Consider the following 21,281-nt stretch of genomic DNA (forward strand, 5'->3'; position numbering starts at 1 on the left):
TCCTCAATTGGCGCGTTGAGGCACCAAATTTAAAAGTCACAATATCACTACATTAGCAAAAAATGAAAAAAACGCAATCAGAACGTTTGTTTGTGGTCGTTAAGGGCCGTTACGTTTTGACGCAACCTAATCATGCAACATTTTTGCATAGAGGTAAAGCTAAACGCCTTATGAAAGCCATTTCTGGAACTTGAAAAGTAATTCACAAGTTTTCCGGGGAAAGTGGGGAATTAGAGTCGATTTACCCCGAAATATGGTAAAATCGAGAGGTGAAATGTGGAATTAAGGTTGGGGGAAGTCGCGATGATCGAAAATTGGGATCAATTTTTATTGCCTTATCAACAAGCCGTCAGCGAGTTGAAGGTGAAGTTACGCGGGATGCGTAAGCAATTTGAAAACCAGAATCAGCGCTCGCCCATCGAATTTGTGACCGGTCGGGTAAAGCCGGTGCCCAGTATTAAGGAAAAAATGACGCGCCGGCACGTCGCTGAGGAACGGCTGGAACAGGACATGCAAGACATTGCGGGCTTACGAATCATGTGCCAGTTTGTCGAAGATATCTATCAGGTCGTTGATTTGTTACGTCAACGAACGGACTTGACGATTTTAGAAGAACGGGACTACATTCATAACGAAAAACCCAGTGGCTACCGCTCTTACCATATCGTGGTGGAGTATCCGGTACAGTTAGTCACGGGTGAAAAAAAGATTTTGGCGGAGATCCAGGTACGGACGTTGGCGATGAATTTTTGGGCCACCATTGAGCATTCCTTGAACTATAAGTACCAGGGGGCTTTTCCCGACGATTTAAGCCAACGATTACAGCGGGCGGCCGAGGCTGCGTTTAAGTTGGATACGGAAATGTCCGAAATTCGCGAAGAGATTCAAGAAGCGCAGCATTACACGCCGCAGGGTAAGCAGGGGTCGACGACACCAACTCACGATAAGGACGACTAAATAAGATGAAGGTTTCTATTTATAGTAATAACGGCCAATCTTCGCGGAAGGTGGCCACGGCACTACATCGCGGCTTAATCGCGGGGGGTGTCGAAATCGATAGTTTAAATCCCGACATTGTGGTGACGGTCGGTGGGGATGGGACGTTATTATCGGCGTTTCACCATTACACCGACCGGTTGGACAAGATTCGTTTCGTGGGGATTCATACCGGCCACCTGGGCTTTTACACGGATTGGCGGGACTACGAAGTGAACGACTTGATCCAAAGCTTGGTGCAGGATAACGGCCAAAGTGTGAGTTACCCGTTGCTGACCATTCAGGTGGATTATGCGGACGGGACGCACTCCGATCAGGCACTGGCGCTGAACGAATCAACCATCAAGAAGGTATCGGGAACCATGGTCGCCGATGTGTACATTAAAGGTGAATTTTTTGAAAGTTTCCGAGGGGATGGCCTGTGTATCTCCACGCCAACCGGGTCGACGGCCTACAATAAATCCGTCGGTGGCGCGGTGATTAACCCGCGCTTTAACGCGATTCAAATGGCAGAAATTGCGTCAATCAACAATTTGGTCTTTCGAACGTTAGGGTCACCGTTGATTATCCCCGATGACGAGTGGATTCGGATCGAACCCACGGAGTCGGCGGGAAACGTCTTGATGTGTGATCAACTCAGCATCGAGGGGCGCCCAGTCAAGGCCATTACTTACCGGATTGCCCAGCAACGAATTTCGTTTGCGGAATATCGGCACACGCATTTCTGGCAGCGGGTCGAGACCTCGTTCATCGGCCGGGAGCGCTCATGACGGCGTTTGCTTGGACGGTGGGTGGGACTAGTCCCGTGCACGTCCGGACCGTCTTGATGGCCCACGGGGTCACCCGAACCTATCTGAAACGGGTCAAGTTTCACGGGGGAGTTGTCACGTTGGACGGCCAAGCGGTACGTGTAATCGCCATGGCGCACCCGGGTCAGCAGGTGGGGTTACAGTTACCTCCGGAAGCGTCGAACGATCACGTGGCGGTGTCTCACGGGTCGTTAGATATTCTCTACGAAGATGAGCATTTTCTGGTGGTTAACAAGCCGGCTGAGATGGCGTCGGTGCCGTCGCATCTTTATCCAGACGATACATTAGCCAATCGGGTCAAGGGACACTTGATAGCGATTGATGCGCCTAGTAACGTTACGCATATTGTTACGCGGTTGGACCGGGAGACCAGTGGGGCGGTTTTATTCGCCAAACACCACTTTGCTCACTCTATTTTGGATAAGCAACTTAAATTAGGGCAACTCGACAAACGTTACATTGCAGTTGCCCGGGGCCGAGTACCGGTGGATCATCGGTTGATCGACCTGCCTATCGGTCGGGCCGGTGACTCGTTTATCAAGCGGCAGGTCCGCCCGGATGGCCGTGCCGCCACCACAGAATTATGGGTGCGTTCCCGGTCACAAACGGCTACGTTATTGGCCTTGAAGCTGCACACGGGACGGACTCATCAGATCCGGGTGCACTGCCAGGCGATCGGCCATCCGTTACTGGGAGATTGGTTGTACGGTCAGCCTACGAATCCGTGGATTCACCGCCAGGCCTTACACTGCGCGCGAGTACGGTTCTACCAGCCGTTTTTGGAACGATGGATTACCTGCTACGCCCCGCTACCCCCGGATATGGCCCGGGTCATCCGCCAAGAGAAGTTAATTTAGCTTAAAACGATATCTTTAACGCCCATTTTAGCGAACTGCTAGAATGGGCGTTTTTGAGCGAAAAAGTTGACGTGGCAAGGGTGGTTATCACTAAGGTGACTGGGGGGCGGCCAAACGTTTGACGCAATTTTGGAATCTATTATTTTATTTTTTGCGCAGAGAATTTTACAAATAAAAATAAATTTTACAAATAAAAAAGCCGTGTTTGCACAAAATAGTCAATGTGGATAGAAATGAAATGCGCTGATTTTTAATCCTAAGACGCGTACGCCAGCTAATTTTCAAAACTATGATTTTGAAAATTAAGAATGAAAAAGCGTATTGCAAGTACTTACTTGCAGCATTTTAAAAGCCTATAAATTGTGGGATGTACAAGGATTTAAGATGATGTTTTTGAAAATTAAGACGTCGATTAAAAATTTAATTTTCCGGAATAATTCGGCGTAAACCTGACAAACTAAAGATTTAATTTAAACAATTACAGTCAAATAATGTTCTCTGTTTAATGGTATACATAGTGTATGTGTGCTAGTATAACTCAATAAATAAGCGATTATCGATTGATTAATTGGTACTAGCAGCAGGTTGTGCTGCTGGCGAATCGCTTATCTACTTACTGAAATAATTATTCAGACTTATACCCCAGTGCAGATACAAGCTAAAGGAGGACGTCCTAAGTGAAATCCATGCGGAATAAAGCTGTGAACGGCGATCCTAAGTTGAGATATAAGATGTTTAAGGCAGGGAAGGTTTGGGTTTTTACCGCCATCACGTCATTCTCACTTTTAAGCGCCCCACAGTTGACCGGACATGCGGATACGACCAGTTAGGCAGATGACTCAGCAAGCGTTGATTCGGAGAGTATGAAGCATACTTCTGGGTCGCAAGCATCCCTAACCAGTGGGACCACGACAACCGATGCGACGACAACCTCATCGGCTAATTCACAAGCAACGACCACTAGCGAAACAGTTACTAATGAAGCGACAACGACTAATGACACAACGACTAGCAGTGCCAGCGCCGATAATCAAACGGTGGAAAGTACCACGGCCAGTTCAGCGGCAACTAGTGCTGCCACGACTGAATCGACAGCTAACGCCACGAGTGCCACTACGGCTGCCACGACGACCGCAGCCAGTGCGGCGGCCACGGCGGCTAATCAGACCACCGATAACGCGGCGGCCATTCAATCGGCGGCCGCTAGTTTAGCGGCGCAAACGGTGACGGATGTCACGTTGACCACGAACGTGACCTCGGCGGTTAGTCGCACGGTGACCACCAAGAAGAGTGTCACCACGACAGTCGCGACACCAGCGACTATTGATTCGACCAGTTCAGCTGCTACCGATGAGTCGAATTTCGATTCGATCGCTAATACGGTGACCAGCGCTGCGGCGGGGGCTTCATCGTCCGCGACGGCGGCTAACAGTTACGCCGAACTGGTCAACGTGACGGCCACGCAGACGGCCAATAGTGCAGCGCAGAGTGCTTATGCGGCCACTTCGACGGCCGCCGATTTGGCGTTGCATTACAATAGTTTGGCGTCCATGTATTTAAATGCGACTTCGGTATCGTCTAGCGCCGCAGACATGGCGACGAAATACGCGACCGCTTCGTTGGCCGCGGAATCTTACGCGTTAGTCGCCGTAAGTTATGCCAGTGATGCGTCCAGCGCGGCTAGTGCGGCCGAATTAGCGGCTGCGCAAAATATCAAGGACCTAATCAGCAGCACCAACAGTGCCACGTTCTCGGCCGCCAGTGCGGCTAACGAAGCCGCTAGCACGGCTTCGGCTGCGGCCAGTGCCGCGTACGAAGCCACGCAGTACGACAAGACCAATTCGGCGGCCTTATCGGCGTATTCGCAAGCTAACAGCGCCGCAATGGTGGCGTCCAGTGCGGCTATTACGGCGAACAGTCTTGCCAGCGCGGCGCAATCCGCTTACAACGCGGCCAATAGTGCGGCAACTAGCGGTGACTATTTAGCCGCTAGTGAGGCGCTGGTCACGGCCCGTGATTTAGCGAGCCAAGCTACGACCAACTACCAAGTTGCTAGCGACGCGGATAGTACCGCACAATCCGCTGCAAACGCTGCCATTGGAATGGCGGTCGTCAACGCCGCGAATTTGGCCAGCAGTAGTGCCCAGTTAGCTTCCAGTAGCGCAACGTTAGCTGCTAGTTACGCTAACGATGCCACCCAGTACAGCGGAGATCAGTCCGTTCTGTACGCGTCTACTGCGGCCAGTTACGCGGTCGATGCCCAGACGGCATCCACGATGGCTAGTAGTGCGGCCGCTGCGGCGGCAGTGGCAACCACCACTAAGGAAGCCAACTCCCTTTACCGGGTAGCATCTTCGGCAGCCAACACGGCCCAGGAAGCCATGCAGCAAGCCTCCAGCGCAGCGGCATTTGCCCAGTCGTTTGAAACCAACGTAACCAACCAGCAGACGGATACGGATAAAAACGTGACCACGACGTTGGCCATCGCAAACGATACGCTGAACGTGGGGGAAACGATTGGGTTGACCACTAGCTTGCAAAATAGTGGGGGGTACTCAACGTCCAAAGTGACCTACACCTGGTACGTGTCTTCGGATGGTCAGAACTGGATCGCAGTTGACGGGACTAATAGTACTTATACGGCGACGATGAATACCGCCGGAACCTACTATTATCAAGCGGTCGCCAGCGGAAGCAAGACCTTAATCATAGGGACCTCGTCCTTCTCCTCGGCGTCTAACGTGGTGACGGTAGTGGTCACGGATGCCAAGGGGGATTACACGACCCAGTCGACCAGTTCGGCGAACCTAGCCGGCGAATACGCCTCGGCGGCAGCGGCAGCGGCCAGTTCCGCGGTCGATAACATGTACGAAATCGCGGACATGAGCGGGATCACGGCGAGTTCTGTGGCCAATCAGGCCGTTAGCAGTGCCCAGGAAACCAACTCCTACGCCACGTTAGCCGAATCGGCGGCGACGGCGGCCAGTCAGGCGCAAAGCTTAGCGGCCGAAAATGAAGCGAGCCGCAACTATGAAGCAGCCAGCTCCTACGCGGCTATGGCGGCGAGTTCGGCAACGGCAGCCAGTTCCTACAATGTTCTGACCAGTACGGCGGCAACTAAAACGTTGAGCTTAGTGGACACCGCCCTAGAAAAGGCGGCCCAAGGTGAGGGCCAAGAGGGCACGGCAGACTATCTGGCCTCCAGTTACGCGGCAGCCGCGTCGGCTTCAGCCAGCGCGGCGGCTAGTGCGGCCGTGGCGGCGGGATCACACGCTAACAATGCCAATAATGCCTACTCGTCGGCACCGGGGATGAATTCGGCGGCCCTGGAGTATCTGAATCAGGCCAATTCTGCGGCCAGCACCGCCAGTTCCTTGGCGGCAGCCGCCAGCTCGGCCGCATCGTTAGCCGCGACGTTTACGGGGAAAGATTTTGCCTCGGCGTCCAGCGCAGCAGATGATGCAAACACTTACCTGATTTTGACTAAAGATAATCTAAGCGCAGCGTCTAGTGCAGCGGCAATGACGACCAAAACAGTGGTTGACACGCAGTTCTCCTATGCCGCGTCCATGGCCAGTGCCGCGAGTGTTGCAAATTCGCTTGCCAACTCGATGGGATACTCGGCCGCACAAGTGGCTAACTCTTTAGCAACGGCGAATACGGTGAACACCGCCTTAGGGGCTTCCTACACGGCTTTAACCAGTGCCTACGCGGAAGACGCGCAATCTGCGGCGACGTTAGGAATTGAAGCGGCTGCGGCAGCCAATAACTATATGACCATGGCATCTTCAGCCGTGGCGGCGGGTAACTTTAATGAAGCGAGTTCCTACGTTTCAGCGGCCAATGAGTCGGTCGCAGACGCGAGTTCCTATGCGGTAGAAGCGACGGCCGCTGCCGAATTAGCAAGCTCGGCGGCCATCGAAGCTCAGGCTTACTCGAACAATCTGGATGGTGGAAAATTCATTCCTAACGGGGATGCCGGCACCTTGTTTGGCTGGGTCATTACCGGGGGAATTACGCAACAGCCAACACCGGTTACCTCGACTACTTCGGGGAGCACGTTTACGTTAACGGGTGGTTCCAGAACCGGTTTAATGACAGTGAGCGCAACAACTAAATCGTTCTGGTACGTGCAGTATGAAGGCGTTTGGTACGACATGGATACGGCTCAGGAAAAAGGGATTATCGAGTCTTATTCCAAGAAGAGTAACACGAGCGTCTTGAACCTGGCGGATCTTTCTAACACGCTGACGGTAACCACCAAGAGCGACTTCACGGGAAGCTTAGTCTTCCAATTCCGAGGTGCTTACAGTTTGTCCCCTCAGCCACTGCCCGTATGGACGACAAACTTCTACAGTAATTTGGCTCAGGTTAACGTCTATGACAAGGACATCGCCGCAACAGGGATTGAAATTTCCGGGGCAGATTACCTGTTAAATTCCTCATTGGGCGTTTACACGGCCACCACTAACCCTGGTAACGCCACGGGAACGGTGACTTGGTCCGTGAGTGACGAATCTATCGCGACGGTGAACGAAGATGGGTTGCTGATACCGACCTCCGATACTGCGTTTGGTAAGGTCACGTTGACAGCAACGGTCACCAACGCTGATGGGTCAACCTTCTCGGCCACTAAGGATGTGACGGTCGGCAATGGGTTACAAGATCAGACCGTTAATGCGGGTGAGACGGTGACGATGGAGCCGGTTGGAGGCATTAACGATACGTCAGACTTCACCTACCAATGGTATTATTCCAAGACTAATGCCACTTCCGGTGGGACGGCAATCGCAGGTGCGACTAGCTCAACGTTAACGTTGGATAGTGCTAAAACCAGTGATAGCGGATACTACTAGGTAGATTGTAAAATTAATCCGAACGCTGTTCGGACAAAAAAGATCAGCTTCCTTTAAAATGGTGTTTACCACAAACCCATCTTTTAGGAGCTGATCTTTTGTCTAGTATAACCTATTCCGAACGAATTAAAATCGAAACCTTTTGTGAACTAGGGCTGTCCAATATCCAAATGGGCGTTCGGCTGAACCGATCACCGTCAACAATTTCTTATGAATTATCTCGATGTCAACCTTATCAGGCTGAATTAGCACAAACAGATGCCGAATACAAGCGATCACGATGTGGTCGGAAAACTAAGCTGAGCGATGAGTTAAAGCAAAAAATTCTCAACCATTTACGTCTAAGCTGGTCACCAGGAATGATTGCTCACGAATTTAAACTAGCTACTAAATCTATTTATAATTGGCTAAATCAGGGGAGAATTGATTTCTCCTTGAATGATCTACCTGAACATGGCGTACGCCAACGGCGTAACGTTGACCAACGATCCAAATATAATCAATCTTTGGGGCGATCAATTGAACAGCGTCCCATGATGATTAATCAACGTAATCGCATCGGCGATTTTGAACTAGATACAGTCGTTGGTCCTCGTGGGCATAGTAAGGCAGTTTTATTAACTTTAATCGATCGAAAATCACGGTTCCTTTGGGCATACCGGTTAAAAGATCGAACGACAGCGAGTGTTAATGAAGCACTGACTAAGTTCCTAACAACTTTTAATGGACCGGTGCACAGTTTTACTGTGGACCGTGGTACTGAGTTTAGTGGGCTAGTATCATTTGAATCACAATATGGTATTAAGACCTATTACTGTCATGCTTATACGCCAGCTGAACGTGGTAGTAATGAACGCTTTAATCGGAATTTACGTTATTTTTATCCTAAGGGGACTCGTTTTGAGCACATTAGTGCTCAAGATTTAACGACGACGTTACTCCAAATTAACCAGCGACCGCTTAAAATACTCGACTGGCAAACACCGTATCAGGTTATGCTGACCAATTTGTCCAAAAATTCGGATTAAATTTGCAATCTACCACTATTTAGTGGTTAAATCCGGGACTTCCAGTATCACGTTAGGGGCCGGACAACTGACCGTAAATTCTTCTGCGGGTGAAGCGGCTTCATCTTCCGCTTCATTAGCCGCTTCGGCAGCCAATGAGGCCGGGGTTTATGCTAGCGTGGCTAGTTCTTACGGAAACGTTGCGAACCAATACGCTGACAAGAACTCAACGGCGAGTTCCTACGCGGATCAGGCAGTCTCGGCTGCCGCGGTAGCCAGTTCGGCGGCGGATGCGGCTTCCTCAGCTGCGGCAGCTGCCTCGACCGCTTATGAAACGGCTAGTTCCGCTGAAGCTGCTGGTGATAACTCTGCGGCGTCTAGCTATGCTAAAGAAGCTTCACAGGCTGCGTCCTCGGCAGCTGAGGCTAAAGACAAAGCCTCAAGTGCCGCCAACGATGCTCATTCATATGCAGACTTAGCGGTGGCCGCGGAAGATCTATCAGAATCTGATAGTGATGCCGATTCGGATAGTGACTCGGATTCGGATAGCGACTCTGATGCAGATAGCGATTCCGATTCGGATAGTGACTCGGACACAGATAGTGACTCCGATAGTGATTCTGATGCGGACAGCGATTCTGACTCCGATAGTGATTCGGATTCAGATAGTGATTCTGACGCGGACAGCGACTCGGATTCGGACAGCGATTCCGACGCGGATAGCGACTCCGATTCTGACAGTGATTCTGATACAGATAGCGATTCTGACTCCGATAGTGACTCGGACGCGGATAGCGATTCCGATTCCGACAGTGATTCCGATTCAGATAGTGACTCGGATTCAGACAGCGACTCTGATGCAGATAGCGATTCCGATTCCGACAGTGATTCCGATTCAGATAGTGACTCGGATTCAGATAGCGACTCTGACGCGGATAGTGATTCGGACTCCGACAGTGATGCCGATTCTGATAGTGATTCTGACTCGGATAGTGATGCCGATTCCGACAGTGACTCTGATTCGGATAGTGATTCCGACTCAGATAGCGACTCCGACTCAGATAGTGACTCTGACGCGGACAGTGATTCCGATTCAGATAGCGACTCTGACGCGGACAGTGATGCCGATTCGGATAGTGATTCTGATTCAGATAGCGACTCTGACTCTGATAGCGACTCTGACTCTGATAGTGATTCCGATTCGGACAGTGACTCTGATTCCGATAGTGATTCCGACTCTGATAGCGACTCCGATGCAGATAGTGATTCGGACACGGATAGCGACTCTGATTCCGATAGCGATTCCGACTCTGATAGCGATTCTGATGCGGATAGCGATTCTGACTCCGACAGCGATTCCGACTCTGATAGTGATTCGGACTCCGATAGTGATTCAGACTCGGACAGTGACTCCGATTCCGATAGTGATTCAGACTCTGACAGCGACTCGGACACGGACAGTGATTCCGACTCTGATAGTGATTCGGATTCCGACAGTGATTCCGACAGTGATGCTGATTCCGATAGTGATTCTGATGCGGACAGCGACTCCGATTCTGACAGTGACTCGGACTCCGATAGTGATTCGGATTCTGACAGTGACTCCGACTCTGACAGCGATTCGGATTCTGACAGTGATTCTGATTCTGACAGTGATTCTGATTCCGACAGCGACTCGGATGCAGATAGTGGTTCAGACGCCGATAGTGATTCTGATTCCGACAGCGATTCGGATGCAGATAGTGACTCGGATTCCGACAGCGATTCGGATGCAGACAGTGACTCCGACTCTGACAGCGATTCGGATTCTGACAGTGATTCTGATTCTGACAGTGATTCTGATTCCGACAGCGACTCGGATGCAGATAGTGATTCAGACGCCGATAGTGATTCTGATTCCGACAGCGATTCGGATGCAGATAGCGATTCGGACTCTGACAGCGACTCAGATACGGATAGCGATTCGGATGCAGACAGTGACTCAGATTCTGACAGTGATTCGGATTCAGATAGCGACTCGGACTCCGATAGTGATGCCGATTCTGACAGTGATTCGGATGCAGATAGCGACTCGGACTCCGATAGTGATTCCGATTCCGACAGCGACTCAGATTCAGATAGCGACTCAGATTCGGATAGTGATGCCGATTCCGATAGTGATTCGGATTCGGATAGTGATTCCGACTCTGACAGTGACTCCGATTCGGATAGCGATACCGATTCTGACAGTGATTCGGATGCAGACAGCGACTCTGACGCGGATAGTGATTCGGACTCCGACAGTGATTCAGACTCGGATAGCGATTCAGACTCGGATAGTGACTCGGATGCAGACAGCGACTCTGACGCGGATAGTGATTCGGACTCCGACAGTGATTCAGACTCGGATAGTGATTCAGACTCGGATAGTGATTCGGACTCCGACAGTGATTCAGACTCGGATAGTGATTCCGATTCCGACAGTGACTCTGATTCAGATAGCGACTCTGACGCGGATAGTGATTCGGACTCCGACAGCGATTCGGACTCTGACAGTGACTCCGACGCGGATAGCGACTCTGATTCCGACAGTGATGCTGATTCAGATAGCGACTCCGACGCGGATAGTGATTCAGACTCAGATAGCGACTCCGACGCGGATAGTGATTCCGACTCAGATAGCGATACCGATTCGGACAGTGATTCGGACACGGATAGTGATGCCGATTCAGATAGCGATTCTGACTCGGATAGCGATTCAGACTCTGACGGCGATTCAGATTCCGATAGTGACTCCGACACGGACAGTGATTCAGATTCCGATAGTGACTCGGATGCAGATAGTGATTCAGACTCTGATAGCGATTCTGATGCGGATAGCGATTCAGACTCCGACAGCGATTCGGACAGTGATTCGGACACGGATAGTGATTCCGACTCTGACAGCGACTCCGACTCTGACAGCGACTCCGACACGGACAGCGATTCTGACTCGGATAGTGATTCTGACTCGGATAGTGATTCTGACTCAGATAGCGATTCGGATTCGGACAGTGATTCCGACTCTGATAGCGATACCGATTCCGATAGCGATTCAGATTCTGACAGTGATTCGGATTCAGATAGCGATTCTGATTCCGACAGCGATTCGGACTCTGACAGTGATTCCGACTCTGACAGTGACTCGGACTCCGACAGTGACTCGGATGCAGACAGTGACTCCGATTCCGATAGTGATTCAGACTCCGATAGTGATGCCGACTCTGACAGCGACTCCAACGCGGATAGCGACTCCGATTCCGACAGCGATTCTGATTCTGACAGTGACTCGGACGCGGATAGCGACTCCGACTCGGACAGTGATTCCGACTCGGATAGTGATGCCGATTCCGACAGCGACTCTGATTCAGATAGCGACTCCGATTCGGATAGTGATTCGGATTCCGACGCGGACTCCGATAGTGATTCTGATTCTGACAGTGACTCAGACTCCGACAGTGATGCCGATTCGGATAGTGATTCAGACTCGGACAGTGACTCCGATTCCGATAGTGATGCCGATTCTGACAGTGACTCTGACGCGGATAGCGACTCTGACGCGGATAGCGACTCCGATTCTGACAGTGACTCGGACTCCGATAGTGATTCGGATGCAGACAGTGACTCAGACTCTGACAGCGATTCGGATTCTGACAGTGACTCTGACACAGATAGCGATTCGGATTCTGATAGCGACTCTGACGCGGATAGTGATTCTGATTCCGACAGTGATTCAGACGCGGATAGTGATTCTGACTCAGACAGTGACTCCGACTCCGATAGTGATTCGGATTCTGACAGCGACTCAGATACGGATAGCGATACCGATTCCGATAGCGATTCAGATTCTGACAGTGATTCCGACTCTGATTCCGACAGTGATTCTGATGCGGATAGCGACTCCGATTCAGATAGCGACTCCGACTCTGATAGCGATACCGATTCCGATAGCGATTCAGATTCTGACGGTGATTCTGATTCAGACAGCGATTCGGACTCTGACAGTGATTCCGACTCTGACAGCGACTCTGATGCAGACAGTGATTCAGATTCCGACAGTGATGCCGATTCTGACAGCGACTCAGATTCCGACAGTGATTCTGATTCCGATAGCGACTCCGACACGGATAGTGATTCTGACGCAGACAGTGATTCGGACTCTGATAGCGACTCTGATGCAGACAGCGATTCAGATTCCGACAGTGATGCCGATTCCGATAGCGACTCAGATTCCGACAGTGATGCCGATTCGGATAGTGATTCTGATTCCGATAGCGACTCAGATTCTGACAGTGATTCTGACGCAGACAGTGATTCAGACTCTGATAGCGACTCTGATTCTGACAGCGATTCAGACTCTGACAGTGACTCAGATTCGGATAGTGATTCCGATGCAGATAGCGATTCAGACTCTGATAGCGATTCAGACTCTGACGGCGACTCCGATTCAGATAGCGACTCAGACTCCGACAGCGACTCAGACTCCGACAGCGACTCTGATTCCGACAGTGATTCTGATTCAGATAGCGACTCCGATTCCGACAGTGATTCTGACGCAGACAGTGATTCAGACTCTGATAGCGACTCTGATTCTGACAGCGATTCAGACTCTGACAGTGACTCGGACACGGACAGCGACTCTGATTCCGACTCTGACAGTGACTCGGATTCGGATAGTGACTCGGATTCAGATAGCGACTCGGACTCCGACAGTGACTCGGACGCGGATAGCGATTCCGATTCCGACAGTGATTCTGATTCCGATAGTGACTCAGATTCAGATAGCGACTCAGATTCCGACAGTGACTCGGATTCGGATAGTGACTCGGATTCGGATAGTGACTCCGACACGGATAGTGACTCAGATTCAGATAGCGACTCGGATTCCGACAGTGATTCCGATTCCGACAGTGACTCCGACACGGACAGCGATTCAGACTCTGACAGCGACTCCGATAACAATTCTGGTAGCGGTTCTGGTTCTGGCGGAGATTCTGACAGTGACCTGGATTCCGACAGTGATTCTGATATTGACTCTGGTGGCGGTGGTGATCTGGGAGTCGATTCCGGAAATGGAACGGGTTCTGGCACTAACACCGGTTCTGGCGCCAACACCAGTGGTGGCACTAACAATGGTGGTAACACGACCAGCGCAGCTACGGGCGGTGCTAATGCCACCGTTGCTCCGGTTAGCTACGGAACACCAGCATCTGCTGGTCAAACGATCACAACGTCAGCAGTGCCAACTGCATTAGCTGCACCGGCAGGGACGACTGATGCGGCAACGACGGCAGCGCCGGTGGTTGATCTCACAGCAGCGTCAGCAACAGACCAGGCTGTGAGTGACTCAACTGATAGTTCAAAGTCGCCAGCAGATAAGCAATCCAAGCAAGCCGCGGCTGGCGCAACGACGAGCGGGACGGCGGATGATGCCACGAATAGTGCTAACCAGACGGACCCAGCCAAGGAAACGAATCATGCCAAGACCCTTTGGGGCGCACTTGCGGCTCTGATTGCCGCTGGGGGCGGTTCCTGGTGGTTCTTCGGTAAGCGACGTAAGCAAAATGATAAGTAAAACTGAGTCTAATTAGTTTCGATATTCAAATTAGGTTAGTACAATCAAGTTAAATAACAGATACGTCATAGGTCGAACTATGACGTATCATACATAAAATTTTCAAAAAACATTCAGGAGGGTGATCCAATGAAAAAGTCAGCAATCAAAGAATTGAAAATGCACGTGGTAAATCTCGGAAACGTTCAGGACGTGGCGACGGGAACGGTACGGTTAGCCTTATCCGTTTCCGATAAGCGTCACCGAGCGACCGTGCAATTTGTTCAAGGGACCAGCTTTAATCAGGCCTGGGACCAGATTGCTGACGCACTAGCGGCCACTCCATTGACGAGTTGGGTACGGATTGACGTCGTCCAGTCGATTCAACGGATCACGTTAGTGCAGTTACAGGAGAAATTGAAAGCGATGCCACGCATGAACTATTGGCGGCAAGGCGTCAGTTTTGATGCCGAATTTCACACGGCGCTCCTGGAAATGGAAATCAACGGTCACGCCTTCTTTAAGCCCGGTCCACAACATAAGATTGGGAAAAACGCGTCGGCTAGCTGGATCGATTTCGCGGCCGTTCAACGGTATCTGACTCGGCGGAACGGCCAAACCGTGCCAGAGTTGACGCAGACGCCCTATGTCTGGACCTTTTTAACGGCGGGAATTTTCTTTGACGGGGACCAGATTTACGAATTAGACCAATCGGCGCCGAGTCGGGGGATTCGCCAACTCACCGACCTCAACGGAACGCTACGAACCACCATTGATGCGGGGGAACGGTTCCTACAACGACAGATCAAGCCTGATGGTAAGTTCATTTATGGTTACTATCCCGCCCAGCAGCGCATTCTTAGTAGTTACAATACCGTGCGGCACTTTTCGTCCATTTACGCCTTGTTGGAAGCCATCGCGTTTACGGGGCAGACGGCGGACCTACCGGCAGTCAAGCAGGCGATTCAGTGGGGCATTGACCAGTTGACCACCATCACGGACGGGGCCCGCTTCGTGGTGGAGCAACGTAAGAACAAGACGCCGGAATTAAAGTTGGGCGCGCAAGCCATGCTGATCTTAGCGCTCTGCAAGTACCAGGAGGTTGCGCACGATGAGGAGTTTCTTCCCGTTCTTTTGGAAACCTACCACGGCGTGACCCGATTCTTGCAACCGTCGGGACGGTTCAATCACGTGTTGAACCCCGACCTGACCGTCAAGGAAGCCTTCCGCATCATCTACTACGAAGGTGAAATCACCTTTGCGTTAGCCCGGTTATATCAAATTACCCAGGACGATGCCGTGGCTCACTTGATCCAACAAACACTTGATTTCATGGTGGCCCACAACTACGGCAAGTATCACGATCACTGGTTGTCCTACGCCATTAATGAGGCCTTGCAGATCTTTCCGGCCAACCGAGACTATATGCAGATGGGCCTGCAAAACGTTTACGACCATCTAACCTTCATCGAGCAACGGGACACGGCGTACCCGACGTTACTCGAATTGCTGAACGCGGCGGTCAAGATGACCGACGTGATCAAGCGCACTGGTAATGAGGATTTGTTGGAACCATACGATCTCGGTCGGTTGCGGCAGGCATGGCGCTACCGGGCCGGTTACGAACTATTGACCGGCAGCTTCCAGCCGGAGTTAGCGATGTACTTCTACTATCCCGAAAAGTTTATCGGGGGGGTTCTTTGCCCGCCACGATAATTTCCGGACCAGAATCGACGACTGTGAACACTTCCTTTCCGGGTTGATCAACTACTACGACTACGCGAATCAAGGGGGGATTAGATGACGATTTTAGCCGCCGCCATTGCCTATAAACGCATCCAATTCTTCATTCGGATGCTACTGTTCGTGATTCTGGGCGTGCTGGTCCTAGTGATGCGGGCCCGGAACAAAAAAAAGACCCGTAAGCGCATGGATGAACGGACCGCCTATATGATGAAGCACACCAAGCGGGATAAGAACGGGAAATACCCGTGGGAAAATTAAACGAGAAATGGAGTGAGTGCTGTGTACTATTTTATTAACGAATACATCTTACAAAAAAATTCGAGTGTGGAACATACGGCCATGAACCGGGTGAAACTCTTCAACCATTACCACCAGCCGGCCCAAATCGTAACTAAGATCTATGACCGGCTCCTGCACCGCACGCTCACCGATTTCGAGTTGACCGATTCGGCGGTGGTCAACATGTACGACTTCTTCCAGGAAGCCACGGCGGTGACGCCGCAGGTCATTCATACGACCGATTTACATCTACCCGTAGAATCCGAAATCACGGTGGGTGCCAACGTCAGCAAGGTGGCTGACGGCGACATGTTGACCAGTCACGTGGGATTCATTCCGGGAACCATTGGCCGGGTCTTCTACCAAGAGTTTCTCGACGTCCAGGGGAACGCCATCGAAACGGATTTATGGGATTGGCGGGGCTTTAAGTCAACGACCCAGTACTTCGGACAAAATGGCAAATTGATGATGCAACGTTACTACACGCCGCAAGGCCGCATTGTGATGGACGAGTACCTGGTGCCCGATACGGCGGGCAATCCGCTCACGTCACGAATTATCTTGAAGGACTATCAGGGCAAGGGCGATCGCTTCTTCCAGAACGCCGACGACCTGTTTGCCTTCTTCTTGGAGGAATTAGCTCGTCAAGATCAAGGCCAAACCACCTTCATTGGGGATCGCCCGGGGACGGCGGTCAAACCGTTGTTGGGCTTAACCAATGCGGCGCGTAAGATTCTGTACCTCCCCATTAACCACGTCCGCAATCCTAACGACCCATTACACGCGGAGCTGGACGGGTTCTTACAGCCCGCGTTCGACCATTATCAACAATTTGATGGCTTCGTGACGGCTAGTGCCAAGCAGGCCGAACACCTTACGGCCCGTTTTCCGGGAATTAAGGTCACGGCGATTCCACCGGTGACCACGACGCCGCTGGCCAAAACAGGGGCCGAGGCTCAACCGGTAGCCCAGAATCTGCGGCGGGCCCACAGCCTACTTTATGCGGGACGAATCGCCCCAGACAAGCAAATTGACCAACTGCTGCGAATGTTTGCGTTGGTCAAAGACCGGGTTCCCGACGCCATGTTTGATCTGTATGGATACGGCCAACCAGAGTACGTGCAACAGATGACGGACTTGGTCGCCGAACTGAAGTTAACGGGACAGGTGACCTTCAAGGACTATGATCCCCAACTCGTCCAAAAATATGATCAGTATCAGGTGATGGCTAACATGTCACTGGCCGATGCCGAACCCCTAGCGATGTTGGAAGCCATGGCCCACGGCATTCCGGTGGTCAGCTACCCGTTCAACTATGGGGTCAAGGAGCTGGTAACCTCCGATCAAAACGGTTACCTGATTGCTCCGGGTAATCCGTTGGCGATGGCCGAGAAGATTGCGGGCCTGTTCCAGGACCCAGCCAAGCTGACCAAGCTAAGCACAGCTGCTTATCAAGATGCCCATACCACCTGGACCCACCGAAAAGTTTGGAACCGCTGGCAACGTGTGTTGGCGTAAAGGAGGAAGCACGATGTACTATTTCTTAAACGATAATCTACAATTTTCTAAATCGGGAATTGAACATGCCGAAATCATGCGGTTGCGGTTGTTCCAAAAACACGGTGTTCCCGCCAAAATCGTCACCCGGATGTTTGCCATGAACCTGACCGACGTGTTGGCCCAGGCCCACATCGACCGACAAAATTTCGTGAACTTATTCGAATTCTTCTGTGGGAGTGCCGAAGTGCCCACCCGCAAGGTAACCTTACAATCCTTGGCGTTGCCCCTGAATAGCACGCAGACGCGTAAAGATAAACAGTGTCAGGTCTTCGTACAAGGCAAACTGCTGATGATCATTTATTTACGTGATGCACAGTCGGACGAGATTAGCAATATTCAGTACTTCGACGTTAACGGCCGAACGTTGAAGATGACCTGGTGGGACGTGCGGGGCTTTAAATGCCTGGAACAAAACTTCGATTGGGACGGCAAAATCGCCCTCGAACAGTATTTCGGTCCCGACGGGCAGGTCCACGTGGAAAAGAGTCACCTCTTGAACCGGGCCGGCCAGGAAAGCATCAGCTGGCGGGTCCTGAACTACAAGCAGGGCAGTTGGACCTTCCGGGGGATGAACGAATTGACGCGGTTCTTCTACGACGAACTTAACGCCAACGGGGAAACCAACGTGATGATTTGTGACCGGACCGTGGAGTGCGACTGGGGCCTGTTCCACATGCGCACACCAGTTTACCGGGTCTTACACCTCCACAACAATCACGTGAGTGACGCCAGCGACATGTTGCACTCGCCGTTGAACAACAATTACCAAAACGCGTTGGACAACTGGCGGCAATGGGACGCGGTGATTTCGGCCACGCCGGAACAATCGCGTGACGTGGCGGCGCGGTTTGGGACTAACATCCCGGCCTTCACGATTCCGGTGGGTTACGTCAGTGATCAGACGTTAGCGGCGCCGCAGGTCACGGAAGCCCAGCGTCAAAAGGATCTGATCGTGCACGTGGCGCGGTTGGCGCCCGAAAAGCAACAGAACCATTCGATTGAAGCCTTTGCCCGGATCCACCAAGACTTTCCGGCGGCCAAGCTCGAACTGTGGGGGTACGCTAACGGGGATGCGGCTAAGGCGCTACGTCAACAGGTCGCGGACCTGCACCTTGAAGACAGCGTCCTGTTTAAGGGCTACACCGACGACATCAATGCCGTTTATAACCGGGCCGTGTTAGGCGTACTGCCAAGTCGAGCGGAAGGGTTCTCCTTAACCTTACTGGAAGCTCAGGCCCACGGGGTACCGATGATTGCCAACGACGTTAAATACGGGCCTAGCGACATCATTCAAGACGGTGTCAGCGGGGTGCTGACCCAAGACGGACAGGTCGATCAACTGGCGACGGCCATGCGGCAATTGCTTGCCGACCCGAAGCAGCTTGATGAGTACCGGCAAGCCGCTTACGCTAACGCTCAGCGCTACTCCGAAGACGCCGTGTTTGCCAAGTGGCAGGAACTCTTGGACTACTTCGATCAGCAAACGACCCGCACAGCGCAACCAATCGCGGCCACACTCGGCTAAGTGATTCACGCAGACCAATGGGGGGAATGCCATTATGGATCAAACAACCAGCTTAATTGTCGACATTGACGGCACCTTATGCGACCTCAAGACACCCGAACAAAGTTACCTCGATGTGGCCCCGAAGCCCAGCGTGATTGAGCAGTTAAGAACCTACCAAACGGCTGGATTTCGGATCGTGTTATTCACCTCGCGCCAGATGCGGACCTACAACGGCAACTTGGGCCAGATCAACAAGTACACGGCCCCCGTTACGGCCAAATGGTTAGACCGCTACGATGTGCCGTACGATGAAATCATGTTCGGCAAACCCTGGGCCGGCCGGGGTGGTTACTACATCGACGACCGGGCGTTTCGCCCCAGTGAATTTCTCAACCACACCCCGGCAGAACTCGAAGCCCTAGTAGATAAGGAGCGTGACGTGCATTGAAAACCTTAGTAATGCTCTCGGCCGCAAAGGTTGCCGAAGACATGCAGCAAAACTTCGGGGCCATCTATCCAGCGATGATTCCCGTGACCGACGGGGAACGGATTCTCGACCGCACCGTGGCCCAATACCTTGACGTCTACGATCGGCTGTTCATTGCGGTCAACGCAACCGACACCACAATCACCGATTACGTTCAATACCGGGAACTGGCGATTCAACCCTTAGAGGTCGCCGACGGGTTGACGCTGAGCGAATCGGTGGCCCAGGTTTTGGCGCAGCTGCAGGACCAGGGGCCTTTAGGGACGTTGACGCTGGTCTTTGGGGACACCGTAGTTACCGTTGAAGATATCACCCAGCCCGACGTGGTTTGGACCCATCCCGTGGGGGACGCCGGTCGGTGGACTACCGTGACGGTTGATGACCAGCAGCAATTGACCTTTAACGATAAGGTGGTGCCGACACAACCGACCACGGATTTACAAGCCGCAGTCGGTGTCTTCACCCTCCAAGCGGGGGACTGGTTAAGCGACTATTGGCAAGCTGATCAGGATTTTTACACCAACCTGTGTCGTTACAATCAAGTCTATCCACTAACGCCACTGACCGCGCAGCACTGGCTGGACTTCGGGCATAGTGATAAGTACGTGGAAGCCAAGCAAGCCGTGGAAGCCCGCTTCTTTAACCACACTACCATTGACTCGCAACGGGGAATTTTACGGAAAGAAAGTACCGACGTCGATAAGTTCTTGGGAGAGATCCAGTGGTACCTGAAGTTACCCAAGAATTTGGCGTACTTAGCGCCCCGAATTTTTGACTACTCGCTAAACTACAACGCGCCGTTCGTGGAGATGGAATATTTTTCCTATGAAAGTCTGCATAATTTGTTTCTTTACGGAAACCTAGAATTGGGATTCTGGCGCGAAATCGTTGATGAACTGTTCTTCCTGCGGTCCGAAATGGGACAATATCGAGTCCAAGTGGCTCCGGACGAATACCAGGAGACCGTTGCGGAAATGTATTTGAATAAAACGGTTGACCGCTTGAACCGGCTAGTTGACGAACAAGAATTCTTTGCCCAAATCGCCGAACAACCCTTGGTAATCAACGGGCAAACTTACCCCAGCATCACGGAAATTTTGACAGCGCTGCCAGCCGTGTTGGCCCAATCCGGGGTGCTGACCGGTGACCACTTTAGCGTGATCCACGGGGACTTTTGCATGAGTAACGTGTTGTACGACAACGCCCAACACGTGATGCGATTGATCGATCTCCGGGGGAAGTTCGGCCGGTTCGATATTTACGGGGACGCCAAGTACGATTACGCCAAAATGATGCACAGTTTCTCGGGGAAATACGATTACATCATTTCCGACATGTTCAAGGTCAGTGCGGATACGACGGGGCAGATCGATTACGAACTCGACGTGACGGGGAACGAACGGCAGGTCGGCGAATTATTCGAGCAGCGGTTACGTGAGCATTTAGGCGATGCGGCGACCTACCGGCAGGTGCAATTGATCGAATCACTGCTCTTCTTGAGTATGATTCCGCTCCACCAGGATAAGCCACAGCGGCAAAAAGCCATGTTGGCGGTTGGCGTCACCAAGTTTGCGCCGTTTATGGCGAAGATAACGGAGGGATAAC

The 21,281-nt window shown here is 51.9% G+C and carries 13 protein-coding genes; all 13 read left to right on the forward strand.

Features of this window, described 5'->3' with window-relative positions; genetic code table 11:
* Positions 1-303: 303 nt before the first annotated feature.
* The 13 genes from yjbM (at position 304) to RI501_RS05950 (ending at position 21,280) form a co-directional block, all read left to right on the forward strand.
* Positions 304-957 (forward strand): GTP diphosphokinase, encoded by a 654-nt coding sequence (gene yjbM / locus RI501_RS05890; protein ID WP_313820775.1) that lies wholly within the window; start codon positions 304-306, stop codon positions 955-957.
* Positions 958-962: 5 nt separating this feature from the next.
* Positions 963-1,766 (forward strand): NAD kinase, encoded by an 804-nt coding sequence (locus RI501_RS05895; protein WP_313820777.1) that lies wholly within the window; start codon positions 963-965, stop codon positions 1,764-1,766.
* Entirely contained in the window at positions 1,763-2,662 is a 900-nt protein-coding gene (locus RI501_RS05900; protein WP_313820779.1) for an RluA family pseudouridine synthase, read from the forward strand. Before RI501_RS05895 ends, RI501_RS05900 begins: the two co-directional genes overlap by 4 nt.
* A gap of 686 nt (positions 2,663-3,348) precedes the next feature.
* Positions 3,349-3,492 (forward strand): KxYKxGKxW signal peptide domain-containing protein, encoded by a 144-nt coding sequence (locus tag RI501_RS05905; protein ID WP_313823160.1) that lies wholly within the window; start codon positions 3,349-3,351, stop codon positions 3,490-3,492.
* A gap of 33 nt (positions 3,493-3,525) precedes the next feature.
* On the forward strand, positions 3,526-7,518 hold the full coding sequence (locus RI501_RS05910) for a beta strand repeat-containing protein (protein WP_313820781.1): 3,993 nt from the start codon (positions 3,526-3,528) through the stop codon (positions 7,516-7,518).
* 98 nt (positions 7,519-7,616) lie between these two features.
* On the forward strand, positions 7,617-8,546 hold the full coding sequence (locus RI501_RS05915) for an IS30-like element ISLpl1 family transposase (RefSeq protein ID WP_313819825.1): 930 nt from the start codon (positions 7,617-7,619) through the stop codon (positions 8,544-8,546).
* 157 nt (positions 8,547-8,703) lie between these two features.
* Entirely contained in the window at positions 8,704-14,118 is a 5,415-nt protein-coding gene (locus tag RI501_RS05920) for a hypothetical protein (RefSeq protein ID WP_396442511.1), read from the forward strand.
* A gap of 129 nt (positions 14,119-14,247) precedes the next feature.
* Positions 14,248-15,813 carry a glycosyl transferase family 1 gene (locus tag RI501_RS05925; protein WP_313820782.1) on the forward strand — a complete coding sequence of 522 codons (1,566 nt, stop codon included), beginning with the start codon at positions 14,248-14,250 and terminating at the stop codon, positions 15,811-15,813.
* Between the two features lie 84 nt (positions 15,814-15,897).
* The gene (locus RI501_RS05930; protein WP_057730121.1) at positions 15,898-16,101 is read left to right on the forward strand and encodes a hypothetical protein; all 204 of its coding nucleotides are present in this window, start codon (positions 15,898-15,900) and stop codon (positions 16,099-16,101) included.
* A 21-nt stretch (positions 16,102-16,122) separates the two neighbouring features.
* Positions 16,123-17,640, forward strand: coding sequence for an accessory Sec system glycosyltransferase Asp1 (gene asp1, locus RI501_RS05935; RefSeq protein WP_313820785.1), 1,518 nt, complete (start codon positions 16,123-16,125; stop codon positions 17,638-17,640).
* Positions 17,641-17,653: 13 nt separating this feature from the next.
* Positions 17,654-19,207 (forward strand): glycosyltransferase family 4 protein, encoded by a 1,554-nt coding sequence (locus RI501_RS05940; RefSeq protein WP_313820787.1) that lies wholly within the window; start codon positions 17,654-17,656, stop codon positions 19,205-19,207.
* Between the two features lie 34 nt (positions 19,208-19,241).
* Positions 19,242-19,637 carry an HAD family hydrolase gene (locus RI501_RS05945; protein ID WP_057730116.1) on the forward strand — a complete coding sequence of 132 codons (396 nt, stop codon included), beginning with the start codon at positions 19,242-19,244 and terminating at the stop codon, positions 19,635-19,637.
* Positions 19,634-21,280 carry a phosphotransferase gene (locus tag RI501_RS05950; RefSeq protein WP_313820790.1) on the forward strand — a complete coding sequence of 549 codons (1,647 nt, stop codon included), beginning with the start codon at positions 19,634-19,636 and terminating at the stop codon, positions 21,278-21,280. Before RI501_RS05945 ends, RI501_RS05950 begins: the two co-directional genes overlap by 4 nt.
* Position 21,281 lies beyond the last annotated feature (1 nt).

This window comes from Levilactobacillus zymae, from assembly GCF_032190635.1.
GTDB classification, from domain to species: Bacteria; Bacillota; Bacilli; order Lactobacillales; family Lactobacillaceae; genus Levilactobacillus; species Levilactobacillus zymae_A.

Coding starts and splice junctions, on each gene's coding strand:
- yjbM (WP_313820775.1), top strand. CDS start 304: ATGATCGAAAATTGGGATCAATTTTTATTGCCTTATCAACAAGCCGTC.
- RI501_RS05925 (WP_313820782.1), top strand. CDS start 14,248: ATGAAAAAGTCAGCAATCAAAGAATTGAAAATGCACGTGGTAAATCTC.
- RI501_RS05900 (WP_313820779.1), top strand. CDS start 1,763: ATGACGGCGTTTGCTTGGACGGTGGGTGGGACTAGTCCCGTGCACGTC.
- RI501_RS05895 (WP_313820777.1), top strand. CDS start 963: ATGAAGGTTTCTATTTATAGTAATAACGGCCAATCTTCGCGGAAGGTG.
- RI501_RS05940 (WP_313820787.1), top strand. CDS start 17,654: ATGTACTATTTCTTAAACGATAATCTACAATTTTCTAAATCGGGAATT.
- RI501_RS05930 (WP_057730121.1), top strand. CDS start 15,898: ATGACGATTTTAGCCGCCGCCATTGCCTATAAACGCATCCAATTCTTC.
- RI501_RS05945 (WP_057730116.1), top strand. CDS start 19,242: ATGGATCAAACAACCAGCTTAATTGTCGACATTGACGGCACCTTATGC.
- RI501_RS05905 (WP_313823160.1), top strand. CDS start 3,349: ATGCGGAATAAAGCTGTGAACGGCGATCCTAAGTTGAGATATAAGATG.
- RI501_RS05910 (WP_313820781.1), top strand. CDS start 3,526: ATGAAGCATACTTCTGGGTCGCAAGCATCCCTAACCAGTGGGACCACG.